The organism is candidate division WOR-3 bacterium (assembly GCA_016934535.1).
Classification (GTDB): Bacteria; SDB-A; SDB-A; order SDB-A; family SDB-A; genus JAFGIG01.
The window spans coordinates 1-10552 of record JAFGSQ010000060.1; the positions used below are offsets into that span (position 1 = coordinate 1).

Sequence of the window (10552 nt, forward strand, 5' to 3'; positions counted from 1 at the left end):
ACCGGTGTTATAGTCGCCAACTTTTCGCTCCTTAACACGAACTGGTACATAAAACAAATCCACGAACAGGGATTCCCGATTTCATTTTCGAGAGCTTTCAGAGGATGGGCTGAAAAAGGGATTCCTGTATTGAATTCCAACAACTTCTACAGGTTCGACAACCCCGCTTTAGAACCTTGGAATGACTACGTTTACAAAAAATACATAAAGGGAGACGCTGAAAAAGAGAGAATTTGGGTTTCTATGGGAGAATTGCAGAAGATGGAATACGCCATCGAAGTGGCGCAACAAAACGAGGACTCTTTCGAGGACTGGCTTTTAAACGAAATATCAATAGGAATGGCGGTAGAATTCATACCGGTAAGACTCGCGTCACGAGGCGGAGCTATAAGCCCAGTTGAAGTACTGCTTCCGAAGGACATGACAGTGAGGTCTATCGTCTGCGCCGTGAACGGCGTTGAATTCACTGACAGCGTCTTGTTTATGGACCAGCAGGAGTTCGCTGATTTCGCCGGATCTGTTACAGACCCTTTTGCAAGTCATTGTGTTTATTTTTCTTCGACCTGCAGCCAGGAAAACATGCTTAGGCTTGAACCCTGGATGGTCGCCGAAGGACTCGTCTACAGAGTAACGGACAAAAAGACGGAAGAAAACAAAATGATGTACCAGAGCGTCAACTATCCTTATACGGAAAGCCTTTACAACCAAGTATTCCGATTCAGAGGCATATTCGCCGGAGAAATGTTGGATGAAAAAGGACGGCTTGACACATCGAAAATTGAATATCAAGACATAAAGATAAGCCCCAACACTCTTTATGACGATGAATTCGCGAGGCTCGCTTCGAATTACGCCGCGGGATTTTTCATGATGGGGACAAACGAGATAAGAAAATACGAAAATCGCGAGGTGTCGGATCCCCGAAAAGCTCTTTTATACATGAAAATTGGACATTTGATAAGCAGGGGCAACGAGATGCAGTTCACCTACTATCTCGTCGAAGCTTACAAGATTTCTGGTATGAAAGAAGAAGCGATCTCCACCATAGAATGGTTTATCTCGGAGATGGAAAATAAGCTGAAAATGGAATACCTTCCCGCGGAAAGAGAAAGGGCGGTCTATTCCCTGGGATTTTTTACTGCCAAAAAGGTTTATACTCTTTTGTATTTCGGAGAAGACCAAGAGGCCAGGAAAGTCTTTTTAGCCTCCGAAGAAATTCTCAGGGAAAACTCCCTGCAGGATTACATTATACTGCAAAGCCTTTTTTCCTTCAGAGAAAACGACAGGGAGACGGCAAAATCGGTTCTCGAAAATGCAGGTCTTTATTCTGTCGATTACGATTTCGTAAAAGAGTGGATAGACCAGGGCGTTTTGAAAGAGACAGGAGACACGCAATTCGCCGAATTCGTTTTGAACCTTTATGTTCAAAACTCGGCGGTCCTTGACTCGATAATACAGGCCGATTCCTCCCTGGTCGACACGGCGGTGAGATAGAGCGCTGACGATGCGCTCGGTTAAAGAATCGGTATTCGGAGCTTCGGTTTTTTTATTTTTGTTTGTCGTATTCGGTGTCACATCAGCTCCTTCTATTTCATGGTGGGACAGTCCGGAATACGTCGCGGCGGCATACTGCTGGGGAGTCCCTCATCCGCCCGGCAGTCCTGTCTATGTGACTTTGGCGAGGGTGTTTTGCCTTTTTGCCAAAAGCCCAGAATCGGTCTCAAGAAGCGTGAATTTTCTCAGTGTGACTTCCGCCGCCTTTGCGGGGCTGTTTCTTTTTTTATCACTTGTCCGAATATTCAGATGCGGTTCCGCCCTTAAAAAAGCGTTTGTCGCGATCGCTTCCGTCTGCGGCATGTTGAGCTTTTCCGTCTGGGACAGCGCCGTGGAAGCAGAGGTTTACAGCCTTTCTACATTGACTGTGTTTTTCTTGCTGTGGCTGTCTTTGAAAACGCTAAAAGAAGGGATGAAGTATTTCATCGCCGGAGCTTACGTTTTGGGAGTCTCATTTTCAATACACCCCACTGCACTTGTCGCCGCTTTGCCTTTGTTTGTTTCTTTCATGGTTTCAAAGTTTGGGTTAAAAGTCAAAGCCGCCGCTCTATGCTTATCCGTTCTGTTTTTTTTGGCGGGGGTGTCCTCTTACGCCATACTGTATTTCAGGGCTCTTGAAAAACCGGTTTTAAACGAATCGGCGATACAAGATTTAAAAGATCTTGCTGATGTGGCTGCGAGAAAGCAATACGGCAGCGCAAACCTTCTCGCAAGGAGCACGGCAGAGAGGACTGGCTGGGGATTTTTCAGGGCTTTCGCTTACCAAAACGCTTCTTATTTCAATTATCTGTCATGGCAGTTTACCCCTTTTGTCAGGGAAGGGATTTCAGGTGTTTTCGGGATCTTTGTAAACTCTGCTTTCATGGTATTTTTCGCTGTAGTATTCATGTATTCTCTTTGGACTAAAATAAAATCCGGGGACAAAAAAGATATGTTGATTCTGCTTTCTTTTATTGTCTGCCTGAGTTTCGTCCTCATTTTTCTGTTCAATTTCAAATTCTGCTCGAGCGATCCCGACCCTTCACACATCCCAAAGGAAGCGAGGGCAAGGGACTATTTTTTTTCTGCTGGTTTCGCTTTGATGTATGCGTTTTCACTGGGAAGTTTAATTGAAATGAAAAAGGCGCTGGCGATTTCAATTTCTTTTTTGTGCGTTGTAACAGCTCTCTATAACGGTTTTTCCGGCCACGCGAACAGAATTGGAAATTACATGCCACAAAATTTCGCACGTAACATTCTGATGTCTGCGAAAGATAATTCGATAATTCTCGTCCACGGCGACAACGACACTTTTACGCTATGGTTTATCCAAATAGTCGGCGGGGCAAAGATCTACGACGAAAACGCAGACACTGGCGTGATCGTCATAAATAAAAGCCTTCTGAACCTTAAATGGTACATGGACGAAATCTCTGGGAAAATTCCTTTCAAGCTCGAAAAAGTCTACGGAGAATTTTTGAAAGAACTCGATATAGAGAAAGAAAACGTGGAAGAATACTGCAGGGAAAATCCAATGGCAGTAAAGACCAAAGACGGCAGGATTCTATACCCCTCCGATGTTGTCATCAGGTGCATCTTGGCTCAAATATACGAAATAGATTACGATATCGAAACAATCTCCCTTCCGGATTCCTCTTTCGCCGAATTGTTAGAAAAAAGGGGCAAGACGTCTTTCAATTTCTACACCACCGAGGAGATACCTGAGCTTAAAAACATTTTGGTCAGGGGAGGGCTTTTACTTGAGGCGTTCGGAGACACATCGGAAAACAGGAGGCTGTTGCTCGAATACGATTACAGGGGTATAATAGACAAAACATATCTCGAAGAGAATGGAAGATTGGCGACACTTGACAGACCGGCGCCCAGCGCGGCTTTTAAAAGAGACATCGACAACCAGGCGATGTTTTCGTTCTACGAAAGAGCAATAAAATCCCTGAGTTCCACGGACAGCCTTTTTACGGCCCTTTCGCCTTTTTTCACAGGCGGGGTAAGGGGGAATGAAGATGAATCTATCAGATGACGCAAAAATCTACGTACTCGACACGAACGTCATAATGTACGATTTCAGGTGTATTTATTCTTTTGAGGACAACAACGTCGTCATACCGATTACGGTGCTCGAGGAAATAGACAAATTCAAAAAAGGCAACGAGATAATAAACTACAACGTCAGGGAGTTTTCCAGAGAACTCGATTCGCTTCTCGGGGACAGCTTGACTACGGAGGGTGTTAAACTTGACAGCGGAGGGTATGTCAGCGTAGAGACGAACATGAAAAAAGACAAGTTTCTGTCGGAGACCCTTTTGGATGACAGTCCTGACCACAGAATTCTATCCGTGGCGTACAACCTGTCCAAAAAGCACGGACAGGGAAAAGTCGTGCTCGTGACGAAAGACATAAACCTGAGAATAAAAGCGAAAGGAGTGGGCGTCAGGGCGGAGGATTACCTCACCGGTAAAATTCTCGACTTGGATAAGCTTTATACGGGAAAAAATCTCATTGAAGATGTCCCCGACGAGACTATTGACGCCCTTTACGAAAGGAAAACACTGAGTCTATCCGAGACGGGTTTTGGAATTTCTCCGCTTCCCAACGAATATTTCATACTTAGAAACGACCACAAGAGCATTCTCGGTGTATATAATTTTTCTTCTAAGTCTTTCAGACTCGTGGAGAGAAAAAGCGCCTACGGCATACAGCCGAGAAACGCCGAACAGACATTTTCCCTTGACGCGCTGACGAATCAGGACATTCAGCTTGCGACCCTTTCAGGAAAAGCGGGGACTGGAAAAACTCTCATGGCTCTCGCCGCGGCACTTGAAGTCAGAAAGTATTACAGCCAGATTCTTCTGGCCAGGCCTATCATCCCGCTTTCGAACAAAGAGATAGGATTTCTGCCGGGTGACGTCAAGAGTAAGATAGACCCTTACATGCAGCCCCTTTGGGACAACCTTTCGGTCATACAGAACCAGTATTCATCGGATTCTAAAGAGTATTCGAAGATAACAGAACTTTTGAACAACGAAAAACTGCTCATAATCCCTCTTGCTTTCATAAGGGGAAGGAGTCTTTCGAGGTTTTATTTCATAATCGACGAGGCTCAGAACCTGACGCCTCACGAGGTCAAGACTATAATAACGAGGGCGGGTGAAGGGACAAAAGTCGTTTTCACCGGCGACCCGCATCAGATAGACACTCCGTATCTCGACTCCAGGAGCAACGGCCTGACTTATCTCATTGACAAGATGAAGGGTCAGGAAATTTACGCAAACGTCACACTCGAAAAGGGGGTCAGATCCCCTCTCGCTGAACTCGCATCGAACCTTTTGTAAAATCAACTTTACAAAAGGGATGAAAAGTAATAATTACTATTTATGCAAGAGGTGAGAGGGAATACCGACTACAGATTTATTTTCCCCGAAAATCCGGAAGATGTGTTAGATAGGGCTGTTGAAGCCATAAAAGTTTCTTACAAAAAAATCGACGTCACCGGCGTAAAAAAAGCTTTCAAAGACGTTGTGTCTCTTTTCGATGGAAACTATCCGGGATACAGAAAATGCACTACGCGCTATCACGATCTGTCACACTCAACCTCAGTATTTCTCGCATCGGCGAGGCTGATTGACGGAGCGGCGTCTTCAGGGCTCAAGTTCAAGGACGAACAAGTGAACCTCGCCCTGATTTCCTCTCTGTTTCACGATATAGGTTATATTCAAAAAAATGGAGAAAACAAAGGCACTGGGGCGAAGTTTTCCAGAGGCCATGAGGAGAGGAGCATCAGCTTTGCGTCTTCTTACCTCGGGGAAAGGGGTTACACTGATTTTGACAGAATGAAAGCTTCTCAGATCATAGCTTCTACTATCCTCGAACTGCCGTTGAAAGACATTCCTTTTCCTTCAGACGATTTGAAAATTCTCGGAAAAATAGTCGGAACGGCGGATCTCGTCGCGCAGATGGCTGACAGGTTTTATCTCGAAAAATTGCTGTTCCTCTTCAGGGAATTCACCGAAGCCGGGATACCCGGTTTTCCAAGCGAAATAGACCTTCTCAAAAACACTGAAACTTTCTACAGAACCGTTATGAAAAGCAAGATATACGGTGAATACGAAGGTGTTTTTGATTTTATGGAGCTGCATTTTTTGAATGCCGTAGGAGACAAATCAAATCCGTATGCTGTTTATATGGACAAAAACATTGATTACCTAAACAGAATTCTCACCGATTGCGAAGAAGATTACCGTTCTCAACTGAGAAGAGGCGGAATAGTCCAATTGCTTAAAAGAGAAGAGAGCATAAACCCCATAAGGAGAGGTTTTAAAGTTTGACTCTCACCCTTAAAGATGTCTGCAAGAGTTATAAATCCGTGAAAGCCGTTGACGGTATTTCGTTTATGGTGAAACCCGGTGAACTCATGGGCCTTTTAGGTCCAAACGGCGCAGGAAAATCTACTACTATAAGGATGATAATGAACATAATCGCCCCTGACTCCGGGGAAATTCTTTTTGACGAAAAAAAAATCTCGAACAATGATTTTGACAGAATAGGCTATCTTCCAGAGGAGAGGGGAATCTATAAAAAATTCAAGGTCTCTGCTGTTTTGAAGTATTTTGCTTCCCTCAAAGGCAAAGAAGGCAAGGATACAGAAAAGAGAATAGACCAATGGCTCGAAAGGTTTGATCTCGCCGATTGGAAAGAAAAAAAGGTAGAAGAACTGTCCAAGGGCATGAGCCAAAAAGTCCAGTTTATAGCCGCTGTCCTCCACGACCCTGAGATACTCTTTTTGGACGAACCTTTTGCCGGACTTGACCCTGTCAGCTCCGAGGTAATTAAAGACACTGTTCGGGATTTATCCAAGGAGGGAAAAACGATAATATTTTCGACCCACATCATGGAACAGGCTGAGAAAATATGCGATTCAATCTTTCTCATAGACAAAGGCGTTGAAGTTGTCAAAGGTCCTCTGGATAAGGTTAAGGAAAATTTGGGAAAGAATTCAGTGACGATGGAATTTGAAGGGGATATAAGTTTTTTGGAAAGCACGGGAATCGTCGCTGACATCATTTCCTATCCGAGATGGGTTGAGATTGAGATTGCGCAGGGAAAGACGCCCGACGATCTTCTCAAAGCGGTCGCCGGGAGAATATCGGTTAAAAGGTTTGAAATCTCAAGGCCGTCCCTCCAGAAAATTTTCATTGACCTCGTCGGCGGAAAAAAGGCGGGAAAATGAGAAAATTTTTCTGCGTTCTCAAGCAGGAATTCAAGACAGTCGCCATGAACAAGAGCTTTATCGTCTTCACTCTTCTCGGACCCGTCTTCATGATAGGAATCACGGTTTTCCCCATGCTCTTGATGAAGGGAACCCAGGCGAAGAAAGTGACTGTATATGTCGTCACAGAAGACAAAAACCTCGCCGCGGCGATGGAGATCAGGCTTAAAAATTCAGGAATCGACATCGTCAAAAACAACGACAGCAGGGAAGTCCTCGACTCTTTGGTTGGGAAAGGCGTTATATACGGCTACATAATAGTCCCCGAGAGCATACTGACTCAAGACACGTTCGAATTTGTGACAAAGGACATGGCTGACTATACAGTTGTCGCTTCCATAGAAGGAGTTCTTGGAAATTACATCATAACCCAGAGGATGATAGGAGAGGGAATCGACCCTTCAAAAATTGACGCTCTGACTTCGCCGCCGGTCATAAGCGCCGTAAAGCTGACCAAAGAGGGTGAGAAGGTGAAACAAGACTTTATGGCATCCTTTTTCACGGCGATTACTTTCACAATGCTTCTTTACATGACAATATTGATATACGGGCAGTCCATAGGAAGGTCTGTCATTAACGAGAAAAAAACAAAAACCGTCGAAATAATTCTCTCCTCGGTCAAACCTTTCACTCTGATGTTAGGGAAAATATCAGGCCAGGCCGCGGCAAGCCTTCTTCAATACGGATTCTGGCTTTCATTGAGTTTTTTCTCTCTTAAAATTATAGGGAGCAGATTTCAGAACCTCAACGTGCCTGTTCTGCCGCACGGCATTTACGGCTATCTCATATCCTTTTACATCCTCGGTTTCCTGATGTATTCGGCTGTCTACGCCGCTCTCGGAGCGGCTTCTGAGGACGAGAACAACCTTCAACAGCTCGCGATGCCGGTCATATTTCTGCTCATACTTCCGATGATAAGCGTGTCGGCGATAATAATGAATCCGAATTCCGCCTTTGCCGTCTTTTTCTCGCTATTCCCCTTCACGGCGCCAATGGTCATGTTTCTCAGGGCGACGATATCCTCCCCTCCTCTCTACCAGATCATAATAGCTTACGGTCTGATTGTTCTGACAATTTTCCTCCTGTTTTTCATTGCCGCTAAAATATTCAGAATCGGAATCCTGATGACCGGTAAAAAATTCAGCTTCAAAGACATAATGGTTTGGTTGAGATCGTGAAAATGAAAATAAACTATTCTTTATAAAATTTAACCAGTAAATTTTGTGATTAGTTCAGATCTCTTATTTGAAATAGCAAATAAGATTAATCATTACTGATTCCATGCTTCGTGCAGGAGACAATTTATTTTCTCTGGTCTCATGGTGTACATTTTCTTTATCATAAAATACACAAAAATTTGCATGGTATCAAAACAACTCTTCGAGGACGAGTTCTATGTCGAGAATCTCATCCCCTCTTTTCAGTTTCAGCTGGATTTTTGTCCCCTCGTCGGATCTGAATATTTCACGTATTTCAGTCAATGTCTCAAAATCATTTATGTCTTTACCGTCAATGGATAGAATTAAATCGCCTTTTTCAAGACCTGCTCTGTCGGAGGGGGTTCCTGGCGAGATAAAAAACACCTCGACTCCTTCTTCGGTGTCCCATAACCCCATACCGCTTTTGTCTCTCGGGAAATCCCTGCTGAAATCATCGCCCTTTTCAAGTATGATTTGCTGTTTTTGGTAGTCGAGATACAGGATAAAATGCTTTAACACGCTGTTGCCGAGGTTTCCGGCGTAACGCTTGTCGGCGAAAGCGCCGATGCCCTCCTCTTCCGGTATGGATATGACGAGGTCCTCTACGACGAAATCCTCTATCCTGACAAAATCAAAAAGCGCTCTTCTGTCGGATATTTCTCCGTCTGCTCCGAAAGAGATGGACTCTATCCCTTTTATATCAAGGAGGTCGTTTTCTTCGGCGAAGTGATGATGAAACGACAATCCTGTCGCGCCTATGTCGAGCCGCCACATACCCTGGTATTTGTCTTCCACGCTCATCGGCACTGTGAACATGTTGCTTTCAAGAGGCGAATCTATTATTGTCCCATCTCCTTTGTATTCAAAACTTTCGGGGAGATAAAAAGAAATCCTTTCGTTGGCGTAGTCTATTTTGGTGACGAACCTTGACAGAAAATCATACCCAAGAATACCGTTGACCTTCATTCTTGAGAGTTTTTTCATAAAATCCTGAATCTCGATCGCGACGACCCTCTGTTCTTTGAACTCCAGGCCTTCTAAACTGAAGGGTGGCAGAGTGGCAAAGGTGACATCCACCGTGCCACCGACACCCTGTCCTGTGAGTGTGCCCTCAAGTTCAAGGCCGAGTTCTTGTGCGTATTCAAGGCTTATGACTGATGCCGAAGCCCCGCAGTCTAAAATCCAAAGACCTTTTTCCCCTTCAATATCCACTTCGATATAGATGTGGTCTTCAACAAAATCAAATGGTATGTCTTCAGAGAATTTGCCGTTTGCGAAAACGAAATCCGGTGTGCCTTCTTCTGGCATGATGAAAATTTCATCTTCAATAAAAGGATTTATGTCGTATCTGGTTATTTCTATTATCTGTTTCTGTTTCAGCGGCATAATTTCAATTTCCTGTCGGAAAGAACAGAAAATTCCGTCTATTTCCCTGTAATCGGAAAATATGGTGTGAGTCTCGTAGGGATGCTTAAAATCGATTTTTTTTACGAGATAATAACTTGAAGTGTCGAAATAGCGCCATTCCCTGTCTTCGTTTATGCTGTTTTTCAATTCTACAACGTAACAATACGCGCCGTTTGCGGTGTCCGCCCCGAGGAATGTAAGTGTGAAAAAATCGGAGTTTTTATTCATGTGTTCGTAATCTGCTAAAAGTTCGGTGATTTTTCTCTCCTGGACGGTGTTTGGGTCCCTTTGAATTTGAAGTTTTCCGTTCATGTCGACCTGCCAGCTGAATTGTCCGTCATCCCCGGAGGTCTGCGAGATAATGGTGAGGTCAACTTCTTCTTTTCTTTTAAGCGGATATTCGTTCCACTGCTTGAAAGTCCCTTCGAGCCCTGTTCCGACTACCGTTATATTTCCTTCTATGTAGTTTGATTTTTCCCTTCGGATATTTTCGAGTCCGCCCAAGGCTTCGTAGTGTTTTTCGAATATTTCATAAGGGTCCAGAAGTTCTCCCGACCAGGTCGGGCCGGTAGAGGCGGTGTCAATCACTTCGTTTTCAGTGCTTTTTTTAGAACAGCTCTGAAAAGCAAAAAAACAGAAATTAAATGCCAGAACTGCGGTGAAAAGCGTTGTTTTTTTCATAGAAATCTTCCTTATTTCTGTATGTTTGGTTTATTGATTTTTAAAGTATTTATCAAATCAATTTTAGTTCGCATATAAAAAATATAACATGAATAAAGGTTGTTTATAAAGGTTTATGAAATCAAAAACAGTATGCATAATATAATGATTGATTATGCATAATACAGTATGTATAATATGCATAAGAGGAGGAAAAATGAGGACGACTTTAGACTTGCCCGAAGATCTTATAAAGGAAGCGATGAGGTTGACAGGGAGCCGAACCAAGACAGAAGTGATAAAATCAGCTCTGAAATTCTTAATACAAAGGGAAAAGATCAAGGATTTAAAAAGATATTACGGAAAAATTGATCTGGACATAGACCTGAACAGTTTGAGAAAAAGATGACCGGAGTTCTTGTAGATTCTTCTGTTTGGATTGAATATTTTCGAGGTCATAATGTGA

The 10552-nt window shown here is 43.6% G+C and carries 8 protein-coding genes; 7 read left to right on the forward strand and 1 reads right to left on the reverse strand.

What is annotated here, in order from left to right; translation table 11 throughout:
• The 6 genes from JXL83_08830 to JXL83_08855 form a co-directional block, all read left to right on the forward strand.
• A partial coding sequence (locus JXL83_08830) for a hypothetical protein (GenBank protein MBN2364222.1) occupies positions 1–1494 on the forward strand: 1494 nt, incomplete at its 5' end.
• 10 nt (positions 1495–1504) lie between these two features.
• The gene (locus JXL83_08835) at positions 1505–3574 is read left to right on the forward strand and encodes a DUF2723 domain-containing protein (GenBank protein MBN2364223.1); all 2070 of its coding nucleotides are present in this window, start codon (positions 1505–1507) and stop codon (positions 3572–3574) included.
• Complete coding sequence (locus JXL83_08840) at positions 3552–4886, forward strand: PhoH family protein (GenBank protein MBN2364224.1); 1335 nt, start codon at positions 3552–3554, stop codon at positions 4884–4886. The genes JXL83_08835 and JXL83_08840 overlap by 23 nt, the downstream gene beginning before the upstream one ends.
• Before the next feature lie 51 nt (positions 4887–4937).
• Positions 4938–5879 carry an HD domain-containing protein gene (locus tag JXL83_08845; GenBank protein MBN2364225.1) on the forward strand — a complete coding sequence of 314 codons (942 nt, stop codon included), beginning with the start codon at positions 4938–4940 and terminating at the stop codon, positions 5877–5879.
• Between the two features lie 65 nt (positions 5880–5944).
• A complete protein-coding gene (locus JXL83_08850; protein MBN2364226.1) occupies positions 5945–6781 on the forward strand; it encodes an ATP-binding cassette domain-containing protein in 837 nt (278 codons plus the stop codon).
• Positions 6778–7998 (forward strand): ABC transporter permease, encoded by a 1221-nt coding sequence (locus tag JXL83_08855; protein MBN2364227.1) that lies wholly within the window; start codon positions 6778–6780, stop codon positions 7996–7998. The genes JXL83_08850 and JXL83_08855 overlap by 4 nt, the downstream gene beginning before the upstream one ends.
• A 189-nt stretch (positions 7999–8187) precedes the next feature.
• On the opposite strand, the gene JXL83_08860 is transcribed toward JXL83_08855, so the two are convergent.
• Positions 8188–10107: an aspartyl protease family protein gene (locus JXL83_08860; GenBank protein ID MBN2364228.1), complete on the reverse strand. Its 1920-nt coding sequence runs from the start codon at positions 10105–10107 to the stop codon at positions 8188–8190.
• A 196-nt stretch (positions 10108–10303) separates the two neighbouring features.
• On the opposite strand from JXL83_08860, the gene JXL83_08865 reads away from it, so the two are divergent.
• Positions 10304–10495, forward strand: coding sequence for a type II toxin-antitoxin system VapB family antitoxin (locus tag JXL83_08865; protein MBN2364229.1), 192 nt, complete (start codon positions 10304–10306; stop codon positions 10493–10495).
• Positions 10496–10552 lie beyond the last annotated feature (57 nt).